We start from the raw sequence: 22,903 nt of genomic DNA, 5'->3' as shown, positions 1-22,903 counted from the left end.
CGTGCGCCCGGCCAATAAGAGAACTCTGTTCATGACTCTGTGGAACCTGTACTTCATCATCAAGCTGTATCTGTTCGCGGGTGGGCATCTGCAACCGCTGTGGATCGCCAACATCGTGCTCGCGCTGGCATTGGCGGTGAGCGCGACGCTGCGCCATCGCGGGCTGCGCGTCTTGCGCAACCTGCTCGGGCTTGCGATCGGCGTGCCGTTGATGTACTCCGAAGCGAAGGCACCGCCGTTTTCGCGTCTGACCGAAGAGTTCGGCAACCTCGCGACCTTCAGTTTCGGCTACTGGCTCGAACTCGCGCAGCGTTTCTTGCCGCCGATGCTGTTGCTGGCCGCCTTCGGCGGATTGATCGGCTATCTGATCGTGAACCGCTGGCTGCGCGTGGCGACCTTCGTGTTGATCGCGCTGGTCGCGATTCCGCTGTGGCAGGAAGGCAGCGTGGTGCTCGCGCGGTTGCACAGCGACCCGGCCACGGCCTCTTCGAACAACGTGCTCGCCGCCCAGCCGCTCGACCATAACGCGACGCTGGCGGCGTTCCGCACGCAGGAATCGCAGCGGCAGGTCACGTTCGGTCATCTCGGCGCCGATGCGAACACGCAATTCGACGTGATCGTGCTGCATATCTGTTCGCTGTCGTGGGACGACCTCGATGCGGCCAAGGCGCGCAATCATCCGATGCTCAGCCACTTCGACTATCTGTTCACGAACTTCAGCACGGCGGCCAGCTACAGCGGACCGGCCGCGATTCGCGTGTTGCGCGCGAGCTGCGGACAGGAAGCGCACGCGGACCTGTACAAGGACGCGCCGCAGCAGTGTCATCTGCTGGCCGATCTGGCGCAAGCCGGCTACACGCCGCAAACCATGCTGAATCACGACGGCCATTTCGACAACTTCCTGCAACTGGTGCACGACAACACCGGTGTGCCGAATGTGCCGATGATCTCGAATGCGAGCGCGCCCGTCGCCATGCATGCGTTCGACGGGTCGGCCATTCGCGACGATTACGCGACGCTTGCCAACTGGTACGCGCAGCGCGCCAGTACGGCCGGGCCTGTCGTGCTGTACTACAACACGATCAGTCTGCACGACGGCAACCGTCTGCCGAACAGCAGTCTGTCGAGTATCGATTCGTACCCGCAGCGCGTGAACAAGATGATGAGCGATTTCGACCGCTTTGCGGATCTGATCGCGGCTTCGGGACGGCGCGCGGTGATCGTGTTCGTGCCGGAACATGGCGCGGCGCTGCGTGGCGATGCCAACCAGGTCGCCGGCTTGCGCGAAATTCCGACGCCGCGCATCATCCATGGACCGGCAGGCGTGCGGCTGGTCGGTTTCCAGGGCAATCACAGTCCGACCACGGTGATCGACAGTCCGACGAGCTTTCTCGCCGTCGCCCAATTGCTGTCGAATCTCGTCTCGAACAGTCCGTTCAAGCCGGGCGTGACCTTGTCGCAGTACGCGGCCAACCTGCCGCAAACGGAGATGGTCGGTGAGAACGAAGGGACCGTGACGATGAAGACGGCGTCCGGTTATGTGGTGAAGACGCCTGACGGCGTATGGGTGGGTGGCAAATGACAGCGACTGATACGAAAGCGCCGATGAAAACGCCTATGAAGGCCCGTGCGGCGGCGGGCGGCTGGCCGGTGGACGATATCACCGGCTTGGGGCGCCGTGTGCCGGAGGTCGATCCGGCCAGATATTTCGACGAACAGGCACGGGAGTCGTATCGGCACTCGCTGGTGAAGTGGCCGGTGCTCGCGCGGTTGATGAAACTCGTGCCTGCAGATGGTGTGACTTCGCCCGCGGCGCAGAGTCCGGCGCGGGCGCCAGTGCTCGAATAACGGTTGTTTGAGGCACGCGCCGGCTAAGGCGCGTGGTGAGAGCGAGAGCCGCCGCGGTGGAGGCGCCACGTTCAACGCAACTGCGTCACCGCCAGCAGCAACACCATGCTGCCGATCGCGCCATCCAGCACGCGCCACGCGCTCGCACGGCGAAACAGCGGCGCCAACGCTCGTGCGCCGTAACCCAAACCGATAAACCAGATTCCGCTTACCGCCATCGCACCGAGCGCGAACGCCACGCGTGCGCCTTCCGGTTCACGCGCGCCGGCGGTGCCGATCAGCAGGAACGTGTCGAGATACACGTGCGGATTGAGCCACGTGAAGGCCAGCGTCATCAGGATGATCGGCATGGCGCGTTGCACGGCAGGCGTGGCGGGGCCATTCGCGTCGGCGTCCAGAACGGCGTGCCCCGGCCGCACCGCGCGCCGCAGCGCATTGATGCCGAACCACGCCAGATAGGCGAGCCCCACATACAGCATCGCGTGGACGAACACCGGATAGCGCTCGACCAGTACCGACGCGCCGCCGACGCCCGCGCCGATCAGGATGAAGTCCGAGATGGCGCACAACGCGACGATCTTGCCGACATGCGAACGCATGATCCCTTGCCGCAGCACGAATGCGTTCTGCGCGCCGATTGTCACGATCAGCGACGCGCACAGCGCCGCACCGTGGGAAAAAGACAGCCAATTCATAATCGATCCAGTAGACGGAAGAGACGAACGAGGCTAGTCTGCGGTTTTGTTTCGCCTAAGAGAAGCTAATTCACTTAATGCTGATTAAGGAACGCTAATGCTCGACTATGCACTGCTCGACGCACTGGCCGCCGTGGTCCGTCACGGTTCGTTCGACCGTGCGGCCAGCGAACTGAATGTGACGCCGTCGGCGGTATCGCAGCGGGTCAAGCTGCTGGAGGAACGGGTAGGCAGCGTGCTCGTCAAGCGCGGCCAGCCGTGCGTCGCGACCACCTCGGGCGCGCTGCTGTGCCGCCATACCGAACGCGTGCAGTTGCTGGAAGCGGAGCTGACCGGCCGTCTGCCGGCGCTGCCCGGCGCGCTGGTCGAACCGTGGCCGGCGCTGCGCGTCGCCGTCAACGACGACAGCGTGGGCACCTGGTTTATCGACGCGGTGGCGGGTTTCTGTGTCGAGCGGGAAATGCTGCTCGATCTGGTGATCGACGATCAGGACCACACGGCGCAGCGGATTCGCGACGGCAGCGTGCAGGGCGCGGTCACGACGCAAGCCGAGCCGGTGCAGGGCTGCCGCTCGACACGCCTCGGCCGGATGCGCTATCTGGCGGTCTGCTCGCCGGATTTTCTGGCGCGCCATTTCGCTGACGGCATCACGCGCGAGACTTTGCGGCGCGCGCCGTGTGTCGATTTCAATCCGAAGGATCAGTTGCAAAAGCGCTTCATGCGCCGCACCACGCGGGCGGAACTCGATCCGCCATTGCACTGGATTCCGCACGTCGCCGGTTTTTTGCGCGCGTGTGTGAACGGGCTCGGCTGGGGCATGTGCCCGGAACGGATGATCGCGCCGCATCTGGCCAACGGTGAACTGGTCGATATGGCGCCCGGCAAGCATCTCGACATCGATCTGTACTGGCAGAGCTGGCGCCTGTCGATCGGCTGGCTCGACGATTTCGGCGCGGTGCTGAGGAAACGGGCGGCGGAGTTTCTCGACTGAGGCTGCGCGGGCGGTGCTTGTCGGGGGCGGCCGTCCGCGCTTCCTGACTTCAGTGCAGCCGGATCACCGGATGCACGCGTCTGCGCAACCAATGGCTCGCCGTATCGAGCGCCATGCGCGCAAAACCGGTCAGCGTCATCACGTGACGCCGGTAGATGAGCCTATAGACGGCAGTCGCCAGCCAGCCGTCCACGAACACCGGCCGTGTCAGCAAGCTGCTGCTCAGGCTGCCGATCGTGCCTTCACGGCCGAAACCGACCAGCGTGCCCGCGTCGCGATACACGAACTCGGGCAGCGCCTCGCCTGCCACCCGGCACTTCAACGCCCGCGCGAGGAACAGCGCCTGCTGATGCGCGACTTGTGCGCGCGGCGCCAGAAACGCGCCCGCGTTTTCAGCGGGGCAGGCCGCGCAATCGCCTAGCCCGAATATGTTCGCGTCGTTCGTGCACTGTAGCGTGCGGCTCACCTGCACCTGTGCATTGCGATTCACCGCGATGCCATCCAGCGTGCGCAACACCGGCGGCCCCGCGATACCGGCGGTCCAGATCGCGATGTCGCTGGCGAGCGGCGCGCCGTCGTTCGTCGACACAGCGTCGGCGCGTACTTCGGTGACGCGCGTCGCGTTCAATACTTCGACGCCGAGATTGCCGAGCATCCGTTGAGCACGCGCCGAAATCGTTTCGGACAACGCGGGCAGCACGCGCTCGCTGCTTTCGATCAAACGGATGCGAAAGTCGCGCTCCGGATCGAGTGAGAACGGGCTATAGCGGTTCAGCAAACGCACGGTATCGCGCAGCGCCGCCGCGAGTTCGACGCCGGTTGCGCCGGCGCCGATGATGTTGATCGACACGGGCGTATCCGCTTGCGAGGTCCCCGCGCGACGCGCATGGTTCGCACGCAGACAGGCATCGAGCAGCTTGCGGCGGAACGCTTCCGCATGCGCGACCGATTCGAGCGGCAACGCATGTTCGGCCGCGCCTGGCACGCCGAAATATTGCGTGACACTGCCCATCGCCAGCACGAGCGTATCGAACGCAAGTTGGCGCGCGGGCAGAATTTCGCGGCCGTCGGCGTCGTGCAGCGCGTTCACCGTGATGTGCCGTTGCGTACGATCGAGCGCCGCGAGTTCACCCTGTTCGAATTCGAAGCCATGCCGCTGCGCCTGCACCGCGTATTGCAATTGATGCGTGGCCGGATCGAGCTGGCCGGAAGCGGCTTCGTGCAGCAACGGCTTCCAGAAATGCGTCGGCCAGCGGTCGACCAGCACGATCTTCGCGAGCCCGTCGCGGCCGAGCGTTTCGGACAGACGTGTAGCGAGCCCAAGGCCGCCGACGCCACCGCCGACGATCACGATCCGATGTGCCGTGCTTCGCGTGGCGCAGTGTGCTGTAGCGGTTGCTTGCCGATCGATTGCGACCATGATCCGTGTCCTCCCGAGTTTACCGAACTGATTACCCGAACTGGTTATCCGCACTGAGCCGGCGAAGGCGCTGATCCGCTAACGCGCTATACGAACCATTCGCCCGGCTCATCTGTCAGGGCCAGTATAGAATCGGCATAATCAGCAGCACAATTTAATGTTTATACAGAACATATAGGTTTTCGCTTATGTTAAAAGCAGCCACGTTCCGTCAGTTAAAGGCCTTGCATACCGTTGCGAAGCTCGGCAGCGTGTCGCGCGCCGCGGAAGAATTGCGGCTCACGCAACCGGCGGTGTCGCTCCAGGTGCGTCTGCTCGAAGACGCTGCGGGCGCGCCGCTCTTGCAGCGGGTCGGTCGTGGTGTGCAACTGACGGCGGCGGGCGAAATCCTCGCACGCTACGCGCTGGAGATTCTCGATCTATGGAACGGCGCGGCGGATGATCTGGCCGCGCTGCACGGAGAGCAGGGCGGCACCTTGCGGATCGGCGCGATCACCACCGCGGAGTATCTGATTCCGCCGTTTCTGGTGCGCTTCACTGAATTGCGCCCGCAAGTGAAGGTGCAGTTCAAGGTCGGCAATCGCGCCGACATCATCCGCATGCTCGCCACGCACGAGATCGATCTCGCGGTGATGGGCAGCGCGCCGCGTGAATTGCGTACGGTGGCCACCGCGTTCGCAAAGCATCCCATGGCGTTCGTCGCATCGCCCGCGCATGCGCTGATGAAGAAGAAACGCCTGTCGCTCGACGACTTGCAAACAGCGAATCTATTCGTGCGGGAACGGGGCTCGGGCACGCGCTCGACCGTCGAGAATCTGTTTCGGCAAGCGGGTCACAAACTGCATATCGGTTCGGAATTGTCGAGCAACGAGGCCATCAAGCAACTGGTCGAAGCGGGCTTGGGCATCGCGTTTCTGTCGCTGCACGCCTGTTCGCTGGAGTTTCAGGCCGGCTTGCTCGCGTTGCTGCCGTTGCCCGCCAATCCGATCGAGCGCGACTGGTATGTGATGCATGTGTCCGATAAACGCCTGCCGCATGTCGCCGGCCTGTTCCGCGATTTTCTGATCGAGCAGGGCATGTCCGGCACGGTGCCGATCCGGCTGCCGACCCTCGCCGCGGCGAAGCGGCGTCGACAGGCCTAGGTCCGGGTCCGGGCCGAACCCGGCTGCGGATCGCGACGAAAGCACCTGTTACAAGCTCGCCGAAGCGTTCTATCGCACCTTCCTGCAACTGGACGACGTGAAGTTCACGCATGCGTGGGGCGGCCCGATCGACTACTGCTCGCGCGGCGCCGTATTCGCGCGCCGCTATCACGGCGGCAAGAGCGTGTTCGTCGCGGGTTATACCGGCTTCGGCGTCGCGGGCAGCCGCTTCGGCGGCAAGTTTCTATTGCCGCCAATATAAAAAAACCGCACCTTATGGGGTGCGGTTCCCGATCGGGCAGCAGGTATCAACAGCAGTACATGATGCTGTATTTCCTGGTCGCAACCGGCATATGCCACGTGCCCGGGAAGCCCTTGTGCAGGATGAAGGCGTCGCCGGCGGCATAGCGCTCGCTGCGGCCATCGTCGCTGGTGATGGCGACTTCGCCTTCGATCAGTACACAGACTTCATTTATGTAGAGGATCAAGCTCATGCAACACGCCAAGCAGTTTTACATCGACGGCCAATGGGTCGACCCGGTCGAATCGGTCGACCCCGTCACGCTCGACGTGATCGATCCGTCCACCGCCGCCGCGTTCGCGCAGATCTCGCTGGGCAGCGCCGCCGATGTCGATCGCGCCGTGGCGGCGGCGAAACGCGCGTTCCCGGCGTATAGCGAAACCACGATCGCGCAGCGCATCGACCTGCTGCAAGCGATTCTCGACGTGTACCGCAAGCGCTACGACGACATGGTGCACGCGATCAGCCGCGAGATGGGCGCACCGCTGCAATACGCGAACGACGCGCAGGCGTGGACCGGCGTCGCGCATCTGGAGACGATGATCCGCACGCTCGATACCTTCGAGTTCGAGTATACGAAGAGCAGCATTCTGATCCGCAAGGAAGCGGTCGGCGTATGCGGGCTGATTACGCCGTGGAACTGGCCGGCCTTGCAGATCACCACCAAGGTCGCGCCGGCGCTGGCGGCCGGTTGCACGATGGTGCTCAAGCCCTCGGAACTGGCGCCGATGAGCGCGCTGCTGTTCGCCGAAATCCTCGACGAAGCGGGCGTGCCGGCCGGCGTCTTCAACCTCGTGAACGGCGAAGGCCGCACGGTGGGCGAGGCGATGTCGCGTCATCCGGACATCGACATGATGTCGTTCACCGGTTCGACGCGCGCGGGCGTGCAGGTCGCGAAGGCGTCGGCGGATACGGTCAAGCGTGTGCACCAGGAGCTGGGCGGCAAGTCGGCCAATCTGATTCTGGAGGACGCCGATCTGAAGGAAGCGGTGATGCGCGGCGCGCGCGCGTGCTTCGACAACAGCGGCCAATCGTGCGATGCGCCCACGCGCATGTTCGTGCCGCGTGCGCGCGAAGCCGAAGCGTTGGCGTATGCGAAGGAAGCGGCTGAAGCGCTGGTCGTCGGTCCTGCGGATGCAGCGGGTATCGACCTCGGGCCGGTTATCAGCGAGCAGCAGTTCGACAAGATCCAGCGGCTGATCGGAGTCGGCGCGGAAGAGGGAGCGACGCTGGTGGCCGGCGGCTTGGGCCGTCCTGACGGTTTGAAGGATGGCTACTTCGTGCGGCCGACGGTGTTCGGCAAGGTGACACCGAATATGACGATCGCGCGTGAGGAGATCTTCGGCCCGGTGCTGTCGATCCTCGCCTACGACTCCGAAGACGAAGCGATCGCGATGGCCAACGACAGCCTCTACGGTCTTGCGGGTTATGTGCAATCCGGCTCGATCGAGCACGCGCGCACGGTAGCCAAACGCCTGCGCACCGGCACGATCTATCTGAACTACGCGGACTACAGCCCGGATGCGCCGTTCGGCGGATTCAAGCAATCGGGCAATGGCCGGGAGTACGGCGAGTTCGGTCTCGAGGATTTTCTGGAGATCAAGGGCGTGGTGGGCTACGCGACATAAGTTCGCGTGACCAACTGTGTAACTACAGCAGCAGTTCGATCGAATGAAACAGGCGGCGCTGCTCGGGGTTTTGCGAGCGCGCCCCTTCGTCGATTACTTCACGCAAACAATCGAGAAAACACGTGGCCGCGGGACTCGTCGGCGCGCCGCGGCGTGACGTGATGCTGACGATGGTTTCATCGACCGTCTCACGCAGCGGCAGCGCCCACAGATTCTCCTTCGCGATGCTCACCTCGACGAGCGGCCACGGGAAGATGCTGAGCATGTCCGTGCGCGCGAGCAAACCCAGCACGATCGCCAGCGAATGCGCGAGATGGATCGTGTGCGGCACGGTCATGCCGCGCTTGCGGAACAGGTTGTCCGAGATCGACTCGCGGCTCGCCGGGTCCCAGTTCAGCACCCATTCGGCATCTTCCAGTTCGAGCAGCGTGCGGCAACCGGCCTTGGGATGATCGCGGCGCGCGACCACGGCCGAATGTGTCGAAAACAGCGGCACGTTGTGAAATTCCGATTGCGGCGACGCAGGCGGCGGGCGGCCGATCGAAAAGTCGAGGCTGCCGTCGCGCAAGCGCGGTTGCACGACCGCCAGCAAGCCTTCGAAAAATTCCAGTTGCACGTCCGGCATGCGCTGCCGGAACCGTTGCACGGTCGGCGGCAGAAAAGTCAGCGCGACCCACGGCGTGACGCCGATCGACAGTTTGCCGGCCGCCGCGCCGCGCATCGCTTCGATCTCCGCTTCCGCGCGTTGCAATTGACCCAGTACGAGCCGCGCATGCACGACCAGCGCGCGGCCGAACTCGGTGAACGCGACGCCGCTCGCGCTACGCACCACCAGCGGCGCGTGCAGATCGGCCTCCAGTTCGCGCATCGCCTTGGTGACGGCGGCCGGCGACAGACCGAGCGAACGTGCCGCCGCCCGGATACTGCCGGTATCCGCGATCGCCGCTAAAGTGCTGAGCTGATGGAGTTTCATCTGACAAGCGTATAGGAAGGTGGCAACCACTGGTTGCTGCTGCAACGATTCTACGCCTGCCGCTGGAAAATCGGCGTCGCTATGCTCGGTTCACGCATTCATAGACGGAGACGACATCGTGAACACCATGGCCATTCCGGCGGGCATTGCCGAACTGGAAGACGAAATGATCGCGCTGCGCCATCGCATCCACGCGCAGCCTGAGCTTGCCTACGAAGAGTTCGCCACCGGCGACCTGGTCGCCGAACGTTTGCGGGAGTGGGGCTATACCGTGCATCGCGGGCTGGGTCAAACCGGTGTTGTCGGGCAATTGAAAGTCGGCAATGGCGTGCGCAGGCTCGGCCTGCGCGCCGACATGGACGCGCTGCCGATCCACGAAACCACTGGCCTGCCGTACGCGAGCACGGTGCCCGGCAAGATGCACGCATGCGGCCACGACGGCCACACGGCGATCCTGCTGGCCGCGGCCAAACATCTCGCGCAGGAAAAGTGCTTTGACGGCACGCTCAATCTGATTTTCCAACCTGCCGAAGAAGGCCAGGCCGGCGCGAAGAAAATGCTGGAAGACGGCCTGTTCGACACGTTTCCGTGCGACGCCGTCTTTGCGATGCACAACATGCCAGGATATCCGACCGGCAAGTTCGGTTTCCTGCCGGGCTCGTTCATGGCGTCATCCGACACGGTGATCATCAAGGTGACCGGCCGCGGCGGTCACGGCGCGATGCCGCACAAGGCCGTCGATCCCGTCGTGGTGTGCGCGCAGATCGTGCTGGCGTTGCAGGCCATCGTGTCGCGCAACATCGCGCCGCTCGACATGGCGATCGTCACGGTCGGCGCGATTCACGCCGGCGAAGCGCCGAACGTGATTCCTGAAACCGCGGAGATGCGCTTGTCGGTGCGCGCGTTGAGGCCCGAGGTTCGCGATTATTTGCAGGAGCGTATTACGGCGGTCGCCTGCGGGCAGGCCGCGGTATTCGGCGCGCGGGCGGACGTCGACTATCAGCGCCGCTACCCGGTGCTCGTCAATGACGCGGAAATGACCGGCCTCGCGCGGCAAGTCGCACTCGACTGGCTCGGTGAAGACGGCCTGATTGCCGGGATGCAGCCGCTGACCGGCAGCGAAGACTTCGCGTTCCTGCTGGAGGGTTGCCCCGGCAGCTACCTGATCATCGGCAATGGCGACGGCGAGGGCGGCTGCATGGTGCACAACCCCGGTTACGACTTCAACGACGCGTGCCTCGCCACCGGCGCGGCCTATTGGGTGCGGCTCGCGCAGACGTTCCTCGTCTGAGTTCAGCTTTCATCTTCGATTGACGGAGCGGCCGTAGAGCCGCGCATCAGCAGGAAGGACACCATGGAGACAAAGATGGACTATTCCGCCACACCGCAACCCACGGGCGCCGACACGTTGAACATGCAGAGCGCGTTGTCCACGCAGCCCGTTCAGCGCGCGAGCCATGCGAAAGCGATCGCCGCGATCACGCTCGGCAACGGCCTCGAGTTTTTCGATTTCACGATCTACAGTTTCTTCGCGACCATTATCGGCAAGTTGTATTTTCCGGTCGAAGGGCAGCTTGCGCAATTGATGCTGGCGGCCGGCACGTTCGGCGTGGGTTTCATCATGCGGCCGGTGGGCGGCATCGTCCTTGGCGCGTATGCGGACCGCGCCGGGCGCAAGGCCGCGATGAGTTTGACGCTGTGGTTGATGACGCTCGGTTCTGCGATCATCGCATTCGCGCCGACTTACGCGGCGATTGGCGTGGCCGCGCCGCTGCTGGTGATCCTTGCGCGCTTGATTCAGGGTTTTGCGTTGGGCGGCGAGGTTGGCGCATCGACTTCGCTGCTGCTGGAATACGGCAGCGACAAGACGCGCGGCTTCTACGGCAGCTGGCAGTTTGTGAGCCAGGGGTTGAACACGGTGTGCGGCTCGTTGCTCGGCGTTGCGCTGGCGGCGGCGTTGTCGACGGCCGCGCTCGAAAGCTGGGGCTGGCGGGTGCCGTTTGTGATCGGCATGGCGATGGGGCCGATTGGTATCTATATCCGGCGGCATCTGAATGAGACGCTGCCGGGCGTCGAAGACGGCACGGTTCAGGCGCGTCAGGCGCCTGCCGAGCAGCCGGTGCGCAAGTTGTTTCGCGATCATTCGCGCGTGATTACGACTGGCGTGCTGACGACCATCGGCGGGACGGCGGCCAACTATATCGTGCTGTTCTACCTTTCTACTTACGCGATCCGGATTTTGCATTTGCCGATGTCGTCGGCGCTGTGGGCTGCCTGGACCGCGGCAGTTGTGACGGTGATATGTTCGCCGTTCGCGGGGGCGTTGTCCGATCGCGTTGGACGTAAGCGGGTTTTGTGGGTTTCTCGCGTGCTGTTGATTGTGGCGGTGTATCCCGCGTTTATGATTATTAATGCGTCGCCGACGGTGCCAGTGTTGTTGTCGGTTGTTGCCGTGCTGGCAGTATTTGTTGCTTTTACTGCCGTGCCCAATATCGTCATGCTTCCGGAGATGTTTCCGCGCGAGATTCGCGCTACGGGGATGTCGATTGTTTATTGTTTGGGCGTGTCTATTTTTGGTGGGTTTGCGCAGTTTTTTGCTACCTGGCTTATTCAGGTTTCTGGCAGTAATTTGGCGCCCGCCTGGTATTTGATTGCATGTGGTTTGGTGTCGCTGTTGCCGCTTCCATTTATGCGGGAGACTGCTGGGAAGGTTATTGATTAGGGTTATTTTGCGCGTAGCGCCTGGTTGGGTTGTTTGCCTGCGGCGGTGGTCTTTTCCTGGTGTCTTTGCCTGCGCGGCGCTGGTTGTCTGTGTGCCTATGGCGGTGCCTTTCCTTGCTTTGTTATTGGTTTATTAGCGTTCCCCCTGTGCGGGGGAGCACCTACTTTTCTTTGCCTGCCGCAAAGAAAAGTAGGCAAAAGAAAGCGGCTCAAACCGCTAGCTTTTAAGCGGGTCCCCTGGCTTGGAGGAGGCAGTGGAGCATCTGGAATCGGTGTTCCCGCACACTCCGCGCTGGTGACAAGGCCGTCATACTTCCGGCGGCGCTGCGCGCGCCGCAACGGTACTTCATCAAGCCGCCTGGCGGTTTGGGTACCCTCGCTTGGCTGGCGGCGCTACGCGCGCCGTAGCGGTACTTCACAAAACCATCGGTCGTTTCCGTGCCTGATGTTATCCGGGCGTAGCGGCTTGTTTTCGCTGCGCTAGCGGTGCTCCGTGCCCGCGGTTGTTCCGGCGTAAGGGCTTGCCTTTCCTGCGCTCGCGTAACTCGCGGCCGCGTTTTGTTCGGCGAAGTAGCACGCAATTCCACAACTGCGTTTCGTTCAGCGAAGTGATCCGAATTTCCACAATTCAGCGCTTTGCCGAGGCGAAGCTGATGGTCACCACCAAACCAAAACGAAGCCCATGGTTTCCCTCGCAGACCGCTCCGGCGAGCATGCGGTGCGAGGCGGAAAGGATGACGCCGGAGGTGCCAATCTGCTATCGGTGTTGAGAAGTACCGCTACGGCGCGCGCAGCGCCGCCGGAAGAATGACGGCCTTGTCACCAGCGCGGAGTGTGCGGGAACACCGATTCCAGATGCTCCACTGCCTCCTCCAAGCCAGGGGACCCGCTTAAGAGCTGGCGGTGTAAAGCCGCTTTCTTTTGCCTACTTTTCTTTGCGGCAGGCAAAGAAAAGTAGGTGCTCCCCCGCACAGGGGGAACGCTAATAAACCAATAACAAAGCAAGGAAAGGCACCGCCATAGGCACACAGACAACCAGCGCCGCGCAGGCAAAAAAACCAGGCAAAGACCAACACCGTAGGCACACAGAACAATGCCGCCGCCCAAGGCAAAAAACCTTAACCCTTTACAGGCTTCCCCCCATCAGGCACAGCAGCCTGATCCTCATCAGCCGCCGCATCGCGCGTCTCCGGCATCGCTGCCCACACCAGCAGCACGGCCATCGCCCCAGCCGCCGCCAAGGCAAAAAAGCTCACTGCATTGCCAAAATGATCAGCAATAAACCCAGCAGCCGTAGTGCTCAACGTGGCCCCAATCCCGGCAGCCAACCCGAACAACCCAATACAAAGGTTATAGCGCCCCTTCCCGCCGGCCACATCGGCGGCGATCAACGGCAGCATCACACCGAACACGGCGGCGCTCAACCCATCGAGCATCTGCACCGGCACGAGCAAATACGGGCTGCTGATCCCGGCGAACAACAACGCCCGTATCGGCAACGCGGAAAACCCCAGCAACAAAATCGGCCTGCGTCCCCATCGTTCGGCAGAACGCCCAACCCATGGCGACATCATCGCCACAATCGCCTGCGGCACAATAATGCAAGCCGCAATCACGAGCTGAACGTTATCCCCCATGCCGGCCGTCACTTCGCCAGCGGCAAGATTCAACATCGCCGCATTCGACAAGTGGAACAACACAATGCACGCCGCGAACAGCAGCATCCGCTTGTCGCGCAGCAACTCGCGCAAGCTCTCGCGCCGTTCGATCTGTGCTGGCGTCGGCGCGGCCTTCGGCAACTCGACAGTGTCGGTGCGCTGGATCATCGTCAATGCGAAGAGAGCAGGCACGGCAAGCGCGGCGGTCAGCCAGAACACCGCGCGCGGCGAATAATACTCACCGAATACGCCCATCATCCCGGCCGCGACCGCGCTGCCGATCGACGCCCAGCGCGCATTGCGCCCGAGCCGGTCGCCAAGATTCGCGCGGCCGACCAGCGCGAACGAGATCGCCGCGAGAGCCGGCGTCAGCATGCAACTGGCAAAGCCGTGGAACACCTCGGCGGCGATCACCGGCAGCACCGTCGGGCTCGCGGCCAGCAGCACCGCGCTGAAGATGATCGCGAAAATCGCCCAGGCAGCAGCGCCTTTCTTGTTGCGCAGCGCGTCGACCGCGGCGCCGCCCGGCACCTGGCTGACCATCGCGCTGATGGTGCCGACCGATAGCGCCATGCCGATCTCGCCCTGCGTCCACTTGTGCGACGCAAGGTACGACGCGATGAACGGCCCAAAGCCCGTCTGCACATTGGCGACGAAAAAATTGAGCCAATCGAGCGCGCGCAGGCTGCGCGCGGTGACCAGAGTGCGGCCGGTCATCGGGCCACCCGTGCGCTGGAAACCGCGGTGGCAGTGGCCGGCGCCGCGGTGGCCGCGGCAGCAGGCACTGGGGCAGGCGCAGGCGCAGGCGCGGGCGGTGGCGCAGGCGACACCGCGCGGATCGGTTTGTCGCTGGCGTAAGGCGGCGTCGCGTTGATCTGCGCATCGCTCAGATCGATCAGCGGATGCAACTCCTTGTCTTTGGTGACGAAGCGCAGCGCCGACCAGTTCGCGGCAATCGTGCGCCGTTCCGTGCTGACCATCCCGTTGACGTCGAGTACGACCGCTTGCGGCTGCGCGTTGGCGTCGATCAGCACGTCGATCACGCGGCCGACCTTCGCGCCGTTCGAACGCTCGACGGTGGCATCGAGCAACGGCAATTGCACGACGTTGGACCTGGCCGCGTGCGCCGGCACGGCAGCCGCGGTGAGCGTGATCGGCGCGGCCGTCGCGGTCGGCGTGAAGCGAACAGCGCTCCACGGGAAATTCACCTTGCGATCGCCGACGCCGAGGAAACCCTGCAGGTTGACCACCATCTCGCGTGGCTTGCCGGCCGCGTCCGCAAGCATATCGACCGCGCGGCCGACCACTTTGCCGTCGGGTTTCTGCACCGGGCTATCGAGCAGCCCGTGCGCTTCGTTGCGCTCGATCGTGCGCAACACGATCAGCGGCGGAGGCGGCGGAGGCGGCGGCGCGGGCGCGGCGACCGGCGGTGGAGGTTCGACCTTGTGGGGCTTGACGACCGGCTTCTTCGGCTTTCTCGGCTGCTCGGCCCCGGCCGCCTCGGTCTCGGCCGGTTCCGGCTCGGAGGCGGCCACCGGCGCGCTCGCGGGTTCGACGGGCATGACCGTGGCTTCGACGATCGGCGCCTGTTGCGGACCCCACAGCAGGCTGCAACCGGACAACGCGAGCACTGCGAACGCAGCAAGAATCAGAAGACGCCAGGCAGGACGCGAAAAACCGCCACTCATCAAGAAGGACTCCATGGGCCAGTGTGGACGGGCGCTGTGGACCGCCGCAGTTAAGACACGCAGTTAAGACAGATACGGGTCAGAGTGTAACCCGCGGCGCCGGGCCGGCCGGTTTTGCAGGCCATCTGACAGGTTCGCCGCGCGCGCGGTTCGCGCTGCGCTTCGAGCCTTTGCGCCCCTTTTAGCCCTTCAAATCCGCGCAAAAACGCTTCACAACTCGATGACAAACCGTAGGTGTAAACGCGCGGGCCATGCGCATGATTTGCCGTCCCTTAAACGATATAAGCGTCGCGACATGTCGAGCATGCCATTCATGCGATGGGAGACATATTTGTGTTGCCCTACATTTCGTGACAGCAAAAGAAGAACGGAGCATGCAGGTTGTACGTCATCCCGGGAAATCGACGGTCAGTGCTGTAAGGAAGCTGGCCGCCGGAGGACGAGAACTTAAATGCATCGCAAGCCGACGTTCAAACCTTGCCACACCCCTCATTAGATAGACAAACGCAACGAGACGAACCTGATGGCGGCCAGATCGATGGCCGTTTCAGCACGCTGATAAAGGAGGCACTCATCATGATGGAACCCCACGCCCAACCGATTTCCGAAGTCGGCGCCGAATCATTCGACGGAAAGGGCTTTCTCGACCGCTACTTCGAAATCTCCTCGCGCGGCAGTTCGCAGCGTCAGGAAATCGTCGCCGGTATTACGACCTTCCTCGCGATGGTCTATTCCGTGTTCGTCGTGCCGGGCATGTTCGGCAAAGCGGGCTTCGATACCAGCGCGGTGTTCGTCGCCGTGTGCCTGACCACCGCGTTCGGCTCGCTGCTGATGGGCGTGTGGGCGCGTCTGCCGATCGCGATCGGCTGCGCGATCTCATTGACCGCGTTCACCGCGTTCGGTCTCGTGCTCGGTAAAGGCTTGCATCCGAACGTCGCGCTCGGCGCGGTGTTCCTGATGGGCGTCGTCTTCACCGGGATCTCGGTGACGGGCGTGCGTTCGTGGATCCTGCGCAATCTGCCGACCGGCATCGCGCACGGCACGGGCATCGGTATCGGCCTGTTCCTGCTGCTGATCGCGGCGAACGATGTCGGCCTCGTCGTCAAGAATCCGGGCGCAGGCTTGCCGGTGTCGCTCGGCAATATCACGGCGTTGCCGGCGATCATGTCGGTGGCGGGTCTGGCCGCGATCTTCGGTCTGGTGCGCCGTCGCGTGCCGGGTTCGATCCTGATCGTGATCGTCGCGATCTCGGCGATCGCGTTGCTGATCGATCCGGCGGTGGCGTTCCATGGTGTGTTCGCCGTGCCGTCGCTGAGCGCGCCGGGCCACGCTTCGCTGATCGGCGCGATGGACATCAAGGGCGCATTGTCGATGGCAGTCTTGCCTAGCGTGCTGGCACTGGTGATGACCGCCGTGTTCGACGCCACCGGCACGATCCGCGCCGTCGCCGGACAAGCAGGCCAGCTCGACGAACACGGCCGCATTATCAACGGTGGCCGTGCGTTGACGGCCGATTCGCTGAGCTCGATTTTCTCGGGCCTGCTCGGCGGCGCACCGGCGGCTGCGTACATCGAATCGACGGTCGGCGTCGCAGCCGGCGCGAAGACCGGGATGGCCGCGGCGGTGGTCGGCCTGCTGTTCCTCGTCGTAATGTTCTTCTCGCCGCTGGCGGGTCTGGTGCCTTCGTATGCGACGGCGCCGGCGCTGATGTACGTCGGTCTGCTGATGCTTTCCAACGTCAGCAAGCTGCATATGGACGACATGGTCGATGCGATGTCGGGCCTGATGTGCGCGGTGTTCATCGTGCTGACCGCCAACATCGTGACGGGCATCATGCTCGGTTTCGCGACGCTGGTGATCGGCCGCGTGGTGAGCGGCGAGTACCGCAAGCTGAACGTCGGCACCGTTGTGATCGCTGTCGTGCTGGTCGGCTTCTATCTCGGCGGCTGGGCGATCTGAGTGTGTTGCATTTTGCTGTAGCGCGAGCGCGGGGTGGTCTCTTCGTGGCGCCTTGCTCGAACGTGTAGTCGGTTGTTCTCCACCTTGACGCGGCGTGTTGCAGGGTTTATCTGCGATGCGCCGCGTATCTTTTTTTGCCCGCTCCCCTTCGAATCCTCTCGCCGAATCTGTTCGGCGGCCGCAGTCCACATCGAGCGGGAAATAAGCGGGACGTCATGCGCCTTTGCGTCCCGCTTCGTAAAACAGCGCGAACAGCTCCGACTGCGAATTGACGTTGAGCTTCGTATAGATGTGTTTCTTGTGAGCGCGCACTGTTTCGAACGAGATCGTCAGTTTTTCCGCGATCGCGCGCGTCGAAAATCCGCTCAAGGTCAGCATCGCCACTTCCACCTCGCGGGCGGTGAGCGCCGCGCGGCCGCTCGCCGACGACACCTGCTCGAAGCGCGCGGCATAGGTGGGTGCATCGACGCGCGCGAGCGTTTCTGTTTCCGTCGCCGTCACGCCCGGAGCCATCGCCGAAGCGTCGAACACCTCATACGGCAAGCGTTGCCGCATCAGCGCGATCACCCACGGCGCACATAGCGCGAGCACCGCGAGATCGCGCTCGCCATAGCGTTGCGTCGCGCCCAACGAGAACGCCAGCGTGTGCCGTGCGTCGATCATGAAGTTGAAGTGCACTTCGTCGCCGACGATGTTCTTCTTGAAGTAGCGCTGGTAATAGTCGGTCATCGAGAAGTTGTCGGGGGCGACATCGGCGAGCGTGACGAAGCCCGACGCGGGCTTTTCGGTGGCGGCGATATAGAACGGGTCGAGTTGATAAAGCGCGGCCAGATAGTCCTGGAACATCGCGTCCACCGCGCCGTCCGGCGTCGGTGATTCGGCGCACACGAGCGGCGCAGCGCCTCGCGTGAAGCGCAGCGCCACCCAGTTGTCGAAGGCGACATAGCGTTCGAGCGCGCGCGTGAGGCGGGTCCAGAATGGCGCGCTATCGAGTGCTTCGATGACCGCACCGATCTCCCGATGAAAAGCCAGATCGCGCCATTCGAGTTCCATGCGTGCTCCGTTGAGGGTAACCCACCCGGGTAATTACGAACAAAAATATGTCTGGTAATAATAGGCTCAACCTGATCGCAGGCGGCTGACAGCAGTCGCCATTTAACGCGAAGCGGACCGGCAAGGACAGGAGACAAAATTGATTCAACTCGAACTCGCGCAGATTCCGATCGAAGACAGCGGCGTCGCCACGAACCTGCAACGCGTGCTCAACACCATCGCGCAGCGCGCGGCCGGCACGGCGCTGATCGTATTTCCCGAGGCTACATTGTCGGGTTTCCCGACGCGGCACAACATTGGTGAAATCGCCGAATCGATCGACGGGCCGTCGCTGACCACGGTGCGCAATGCCGCGCGTGACGCGGGCGTCGCGGTCGCGGTGGGTCTCGCCGAGCGCGACGGCAGCCGCTTTTTCAACACCACGGTGCTGGTCGACGAGCGTGGCGAGATTGCGCTGCGGTATCGCAAGACGCATCTGTGGGCGTCGGACGTCGGCGTGTTCGAAGCGGGCGACCGTTACGAAGTGTGCAGCTTCAAGGGCATGACTGTCGGTATGCTGATCTGCTACGACATCGAGTTTCCCGAAACGGCGCGCGCGCTTGCATCGCTCGGCGCGGATCTGCTGATCGTGACGAACGGCAATATGGCGCCGTTCGGACCGGTGCATCGGCGTGCGATTGTCGCGCGGGCGATGGAGAACCAGATGTTCGCCGCGCTCGTTAATCGCACCGGTTCAGGCGATGACGACCTCACGTTCCCCGGCGAATCGGCGTTGATCGATCCGTTCGGCGAGGTGGTGTGCGAGGCGGGCGCCGGCGAGAGAGTGCTGCGCGCAACGCTCGATCCGGCGCGTCTCGAAGGCGCGCGTGAACACTACCGTTATCTGCACGACGCGCGCATTGCGCTCGACCTCGCAACCGTTGAAGGCGAGCGTGGCGAACGTGTGCGTGTGATCCGCGCACGCTAAGGCCCGCATCGGGCAAACACCCTCCGCGCGCCACGCGCGCATCCAGCAAGTCTGATTGATACGGCTCGACCGGGCGGCGTATGCGACGCCGCCCGCGGCGACGCTCGCCCATTCGCCTCAGGAGACACCGCATGACCCCTTCATCCACCGCCGAACGCACGAGCACCCAGGCCGCGCATCTGAAGCGCACACTCCGCTTGCCTTCGGTATTGCTGTTCGGACTTGCCTATATGGCGCCGCTGATCGTCTACGGCACCTATGGCGTGCTCGCGAGCGCCAGCAACGACACCGCCGCGCTCGCGTATCTGATCGCGTTGATCGCGATCGTGTTCACCGCGCTCAGTTACGGCAAGCTCGCGCGGCTCTTCCCCGTAGCCGGCTCGGCGTATACGTACACGCGAAGAACCTTCAATGCGCATCTGGGCTTCATGATCGGCTGGGCCACCTTGCTCGATTACTTCTTCCTGCCGATGGTGATCTGGCTGATCGGCGCCGCGTACCTGAGCGCCGCGTTTCCGCACATTCCGAGCTGGATCTGGATCGTCGCGTTTATCGTGTTGACGAGCGCGTTGAACATTCTCGGCATCGAGCTCGCGAACCGCTTCAACATCGTGCTGATGGTGGTGCAACTGGCGATCGTCGCCTTGTTCGTCGTGCTGTGCTGCCACTATGTGACGGCAGCCGTCGGCCCCGGCGGTTTGATTTCGGCCGAGCCGTTCTTCAAGCCGCGCGTGCCGTTCTCGGCGACGATGGCCGGCGCCGCGATTGCCGCCTATTCGTATCTCGGCTTCGACGCGGTCTCGACGCTGACCGAAGAAACCATCGCGCCTGAGAAGACGATGCCGCGCGCGATCGTGCTGATCGCGCTGATCGGCGGCGCGATCTTCGTGATCGCCGCGTACACGGTGCAACTCGCGCATCCGGGCGCAGTGTTCAAGGATCCCGATTCGGCCGCTTTCGAAGTCGCGCGCAAAGTGGGCGGTGACATCTTCGTGACGGTGTTTCTGGCGGGTTTGATCCTCGCGCAATTTGCTTCCGGCATCTCGGCGCAAGCGAGCGTGGGGCGTCTGCTGTATGCGATGGGGCGCGACGAAGTGCTGCCCAGGCGCATCTTCGGTTTCGTGCATCCGAAGTTCAAGACGCCGGCATTGAACATCGCGATTGCGGGCGCAATCGGTCTGGTCGCATTGAAGCTCGATGTGGCGACCTCGACCTCGTTCATTAACTTCGGTGCGTTCCTCGCGTTCACTGCGGTCAATCTGTGCGTGATCCGCCAGTTCTTCAATGCGAAGGGCGGCGCGGATGCAATGGGCGTGATCGGCGGCCTGCTGTTTCCGTTGGCTGGGGCAATTGCCGATGTGTGGCTGCTGGTGAGCCTGGAGAAGACCGCGCTGGTGCTCGGTGCGGTGTGGTTCGTGGCGGGGCTGTGCTATCTCGGCTGGATCACGCGCGGTTTCCGCCGCGCGCCGCCGGAAGTCGCGGTTTGACGGGCGCGCTGCTCGCCGGGACGCATGACGCTGCACGGCGCAGCGTCACACTCACAGCGCCATGTCGAAAGCGGGCTTGAGGAAGACTTCGATTGCCATCACGGCAAGCCCCATCGCGGCCGCCGACAGTGTCAGCGTGCCGTATTCGTCGTAGCGTGCATCGTACAGGCACGCCACGACGAAAAGAATCGCCAGCAGGTTGGTCAGCCAGTCGAAGTTCAGCGCCAAGTTCATCGATCAAATCCGGGCTCGCGCGCGACCCGGATTGTCGAATCGCACCATTTTGTGGGCGCGATTCTATCGAGTTGAGCTTACGGATTCGCAACGTCGACGCTTACACGTCTTACGCCCCGAAGGAAGTCCCCTTGGGGGGCGCCCCGAAGGAAGTCCCCTTGGGGGGCGCCCCGAAGGAAGTCCCCTGGGGGGACATCATGTCGTGCTCGATCCAGTCGATCGCGGACGTGCGCGTGGGCTGCCACCCGAGCAGTTTGCGCGCGCGCTCACCGCGCACCCGGCTGTTCGAACCGAGTCCGTACGACGCCATTTCATAGCCCCATTCCTTCTGCGCTTCTTCCAGCGGCCAGTCTTGCGGCGCACCCAGCTTCAGCACGCGGGCGATCGCGGCGCTCATGTCGCGGAACGACGCTTCGCCGCTTTCGACGAAGTAGAACGTGCCCGCCGGCGTCTTCGCCAACGCGAGTCGATAGAGTTCGGCGACGTCGTCGATATGCACGTTCGACCAGATGTTGCCGCCGCTGCCCACGTGCCGTACGACGCCGCTCTTCTGCGCCTGGCGCACGAGCCGCGGCAACTGCACGCTGGCGCTGCCGGCCACCGCGCCGTGTCCGTAGATCAGCGTGTTGCACAGCACGGCCGAGCGGATGTTCTGTTGCGCCGCATTGAGTACGAGCTGATCGATCGCGACGCGTGCCGCTTTATCCGCGGTCGGCTCGGGCAGGGCGTCTTCGTGATAGATGCGCGCTGCGCCCGCTTCGCCGCCCGACGCATCGCCGACGATGCTCGAGCCGCTCGTATGCAGAAACGGCTTGCCCGAGCCGGCAAGGCCTTCGATCAGCGCTTTGACGGCGCCTTCGTGGTCGCTGCTCGCGGCATTGATGACGGCGTCCGCCGCGTGCGCTTCGCTAATCAGCAGCGCGCGGTCGTCGAGCGTGCCGATCACCGGTTCGATGCCCAGGCGTTGCAGTTCGGCGGCGTGTTCGGGCTTGCGGATCAAACCGCGCACGTGATGGCCGGCGCGCACCAGATGAGCCGCGATGGAACCGCCGATAAAGCCGCTTGCACCTGTGATGAAAATCTTCAAGACGTTCTCCTGCGAGTGGAAACACGATGACAGGAGTGCAGTATCCACCGTCTTGATTCTCGCAAAAAGCGTGCTAGTTTCAAATCAATCTTGATTTGAAATCAACAATGAAAACCTCAACAGACGAGTTATTAGTGTTTGTCACGGTGATCGACAGCGGCTCGATTACCGCGGCTGCGGAGAAATTGCAGCAGACGGTATCCGGCGTGAGCCGCGCCCTGACGCGCCTCGAAAAGAAACTCGACACCACGCTGGTGCGGCGTACGACGCGCCGTTTGCAGTTGACCGAAGAGGGCGAAGCCTTCCTGCAGCGCGCCCGGGCCATTCTCGAGGCGATGGAAGAGGCCGAGGAGTCCGTCAGACGCGGACGCGAGCGTCCCTCGGGACGTTTGCGCGTGGACGCGGCTTCGCCGTTCATGCTCCATTGCATTGCGCCGTATATGAAGGTGTTTTCGGCGCTGTATCCGGAGATCCGTCTGGAGCTGACCAGCAACGAGCGGATTGTCGATCTGCTCGAACAGAAGGTGGATATCGCGATCCGGATCGGCGCGTTGCAGGATTCGACCTTGCATGCGCGGGCCTTGGGCAGCAGCAAGCTGAGAGTGGTCGCGAGTCCGGCGTATCTGGCCGAATATGGCGAACCGCGCTCGGTCGAGGCGTTGCGCTCGCATCGGCTGATCGGCTTCACCGCGCCGGAACATCTGAACCGCTGGCCGTTGCGGGAGGGCGGAAAGGGCAGCGCCGAGTCGCTGAAGATCGAGCCGTCGATCACCGCGTCGAGCGGCGAAACGCTGCGGCAGTTGGCCTTGTCGGGGTGGGGCATTGCATGCCTGGCCGACTTCATGACCGCCGCCGATGTTCGCGAAGAACGGCTGGTGCCGATTCTCGACAGCGTGCTGGTGGACGAGCGTCAGCCGGTGAGCGCGGTGTATTACCAGAGCGCGTCGCTGGCGGGACGGGTGCAGTGTTTTCTGGACTTTATGGCGTCGCGGGTGAGGCTTTAGCGGGCCGCGCCAGGCGCGCGAAATCTTTTTGTCCGCTTTTTTGTTCG

The 22,903-nt window shown here is 63.4% G+C and carries 19 protein-coding genes and 2 pseudogenes; 12 read left to right on the top strand and 9 right to left on the bottom strand.

The genetic code is table 11. From position 1 onward, the window contains the following. The first annotated feature begins 31 nt into the window (after window positions 1-31). Window positions 32-1,582, top strand: a complete 1,551-nt coding sequence (gene bcsG, locus AC3WOG_RS14045) for a cellulose biosynthesis protein BcsG (protein ID WP_492578567.1) — start codon at window positions 32-34, stop codon at window positions 1,580-1,582. 23 nt (window positions 1,583-1,605) lie between these two features. Further along, window positions 1,606-1,788, top strand: a pseudogene (locus AC3WOG_RS14040) (hypothetical protein); the annotation flags it as partial. 131 nt (window positions 1,789-1,919) lie between these two features. Here AC3WOG_RS14040 and AC3WOG_RS14035 read toward each other — a convergent pair. Further along, complete coding sequence (locus AC3WOG_RS14035; protein ID WP_492578566.1) at window positions 1,920-2,543, bottom strand: LysE/ArgO family amino acid transporter; 624 nt, start codon at window positions 2,541-2,543, stop codon at window positions 1,920-1,922. A gap of 97 nt (window positions 2,544-2,640) precedes the next feature. Between AC3WOG_RS14035 and AC3WOG_RS14030 the strand changes: the two genes are divergently transcribed. Further along, on the top strand, window positions 2,641-3,534 hold the full coding sequence (locus tag AC3WOG_RS14030) for a LysR family transcriptional regulator ArgP (protein WP_492578565.1): 894 nt from the start codon (window positions 2,641-2,643) through the stop codon (window positions 3,532-3,534). A 49-nt stretch (window positions 3,535-3,583) separates the two neighbouring features. Here the strand turns inward: AC3WOG_RS14030 and AC3WOG_RS14025 are convergent, their stop codons facing one another. Continuing rightward, window positions 3,584-4,954: an NAD(P)/FAD-dependent oxidoreductase gene (locus tag AC3WOG_RS14025; RefSeq protein ID WP_492578564.1), complete on the bottom strand. Its 1,371-nt coding sequence runs from the start codon at window positions 4,952-4,954 to the stop codon at window positions 3,584-3,586. 188 nt (window positions 4,955-5,142) lie between these two features. Here AC3WOG_RS14025 and AC3WOG_RS14020 point away from each other — a divergent pair, with 188 nt between their 5' ends. Both AC3WOG_RS14020 and AC3WOG_RS14015 read left to right on the top strand, forming a co-directional pair. After that, window positions 5,143-6,096 (top strand): LysR family transcriptional regulator, encoded by a 954-nt coding sequence (locus tag AC3WOG_RS14020; RefSeq protein ID WP_492578563.1) that lies wholly within the window; start codon window positions 5,143-5,145, stop codon window positions 6,094-6,096. A 13-nt stretch (window positions 6,097-6,109) separates the two neighbouring features. Then, a pseudogene (locus AC3WOG_RS14015) lies at window positions 6,110-6,331 on the top strand (NAD(P)/FAD-dependent oxidoreductase); the annotation flags it as partial. Window positions 6,332-6,404: 73 nt separating this feature from the next. Here the strand turns inward: AC3WOG_RS14015 and AC3WOG_RS14010 are convergent. After that, window positions 6,405-6,590, bottom strand: a complete 186-nt coding sequence (locus AC3WOG_RS14010; RefSeq protein WP_492578562.1) for a cupin domain-containing protein — start codon at window positions 6,588-6,590, stop codon at window positions 6,405-6,407. On the opposite strand from AC3WOG_RS14010, the gene AC3WOG_RS14005 reads away from it, so the two are divergent. Beyond that, the gene (locus AC3WOG_RS14005) at window positions 6,589-8,025 is read left to right on the top strand and encodes an aldehyde dehydrogenase family protein (RefSeq protein WP_492578561.1); all 1,437 of its coding nucleotides are present in this window, start codon (window positions 6,589-6,591) and stop codon (window positions 8,023-8,025) included. The genes AC3WOG_RS14010 and AC3WOG_RS14005 overlap by 2 nt on opposite strands. Before the next feature lie 22 nt (window positions 8,026-8,047). Here the strand turns inward: AC3WOG_RS14005 and AC3WOG_RS14000 are convergent, their stop codons facing one another. Further along, complete coding sequence (locus AC3WOG_RS14000) at window positions 8,048-8,998, bottom strand: LysR family transcriptional regulator (RefSeq protein ID WP_492578560.1); 951 nt, start codon at window positions 8,996-8,998, stop codon at window positions 8,048-8,050. A 127-nt stretch (window positions 8,999-9,125) separates the two neighbouring features. Here AC3WOG_RS14000 and AC3WOG_RS13995 point away from each other — a divergent pair, with 127 nt between their 5' ends. Continuing rightward, window positions 9,126-10,289: a M20 aminoacylase family protein gene (locus tag AC3WOG_RS13995; protein ID WP_492579800.1), complete on the top strand. Its 1,164-nt coding sequence runs from the start codon at window positions 9,126-9,128 to the stop codon at window positions 10,287-10,289. 75 nt (window positions 10,290-10,364) lie between these two features. Then, entirely contained in the window at window positions 10,365-11,720 is a 1,356-nt protein-coding gene (locus AC3WOG_RS13990; RefSeq protein ID WP_492579798.1) for an MFS transporter, read from the top strand. A 1,117-nt stretch (window positions 11,721-12,837) separates the two neighbouring features. On the opposite strand, the gene AC3WOG_RS13985 is transcribed toward AC3WOG_RS13990, so the two are convergent. Next, a complete protein-coding gene (locus AC3WOG_RS13985; protein WP_492578559.1) occupies window positions 12,838-14,094 on the bottom strand; it encodes an MFS transporter in 1,257 nt (418 codons plus the stop codon). Next, on the bottom strand, window positions 14,091-15,065 hold the full coding sequence (locus tag AC3WOG_RS13980; RefSeq protein WP_492578558.1) for a PRC-barrel domain-containing protein: 975 nt from the start codon (window positions 15,063-15,065) through the stop codon (window positions 14,091-14,093). The genes AC3WOG_RS13985 and AC3WOG_RS13980 overlap by 4 nt, the downstream gene beginning before the upstream one ends. Before the next feature lie 576 nt (window positions 15,066-15,641). Between AC3WOG_RS13980 and AC3WOG_RS13975 the strand changes: the two genes are divergently transcribed. Then, complete coding sequence (locus AC3WOG_RS13975) at window positions 15,642-17,024, top strand: NCS2 family permease (RefSeq protein ID WP_492578557.1); 1,383 nt, start codon at window positions 15,642-15,644, stop codon at window positions 17,022-17,024. A gap of 213 nt (window positions 17,025-17,237) precedes the next feature. On the opposite strand, the gene AC3WOG_RS13970 is transcribed toward AC3WOG_RS13975, so the two are convergent. Then, entirely contained in the window at window positions 17,238-18,077 is an 840-nt protein-coding gene (locus tag AC3WOG_RS13970; protein WP_492578556.1) for a helix-turn-helix transcriptional regulator, read from the bottom strand. 142 nt (window positions 18,078-18,219) lie between these two features. Here AC3WOG_RS13970 and AC3WOG_RS13965 point away from each other — a divergent pair, with 142 nt between their 5' ends. Both AC3WOG_RS13965 and AC3WOG_RS13960 read left to right on the top strand, forming a co-directional pair. Then, the gene (locus AC3WOG_RS13965; protein WP_492579797.1) at window positions 18,220-19,044 is read left to right on the top strand and encodes a carbon-nitrogen hydrolase family protein; all 825 of its coding nucleotides are present in this window, start codon (window positions 18,220-18,222) and stop codon (window positions 19,042-19,044) included. 131 nt (window positions 19,045-19,175) lie between these two features. Beyond that, a complete protein-coding gene (locus AC3WOG_RS13960; RefSeq protein ID WP_492578555.1) occupies window positions 19,176-20,531 on the top strand; it encodes an APC family permease in 1,356 nt (451 codons plus the stop codon). 51 nt (window positions 20,532-20,582) lie between these two features. Here the strand turns inward: AC3WOG_RS13960 and AC3WOG_RS13955 are convergent, their stop codons facing one another. Together AC3WOG_RS13955 and AC3WOG_RS13950 are read right to left on the bottom strand one after the other, a co-directional pair. Beyond that, window positions 20,583-20,765, bottom strand: coding sequence for a hypothetical protein (locus AC3WOG_RS13955; RefSeq protein ID WP_492578554.1), 183 nt, complete (start codon window positions 20,763-20,765; stop codon window positions 20,583-20,585). Between the two features lie 109 nt (window positions 20,766-20,874). Further along, window positions 20,875-21,852 (bottom strand): NAD-dependent epimerase/dehydratase family protein, encoded by a 978-nt coding sequence (locus tag AC3WOG_RS13950; protein ID WP_492578553.1) that lies wholly within the window; start codon window positions 21,850-21,852, stop codon window positions 20,875-20,877. A 107-nt stretch (window positions 21,853-21,959) separates the two neighbouring features. On the opposite strand from AC3WOG_RS13950, the gene AC3WOG_RS13945 reads away from it, so the two are divergent. Beyond that, entirely contained in the window at window positions 21,960-22,856 is an 897-nt protein-coding gene (locus AC3WOG_RS13945) for a LysR substrate-binding domain-containing protein (RefSeq protein WP_492578552.1), read from the top strand. The last annotated feature ends 47 nt before the right edge of the window (window positions 22,857-22,903 follow it).

Source organism: Paraburkholderia sp. FW306-02-B, assembly GCF_058782725.1.
The sequence above is the reverse complement of the archived record's forward strand: the minus strand, read 5'-3'. Positions and strand labels throughout refer to the sequence as shown.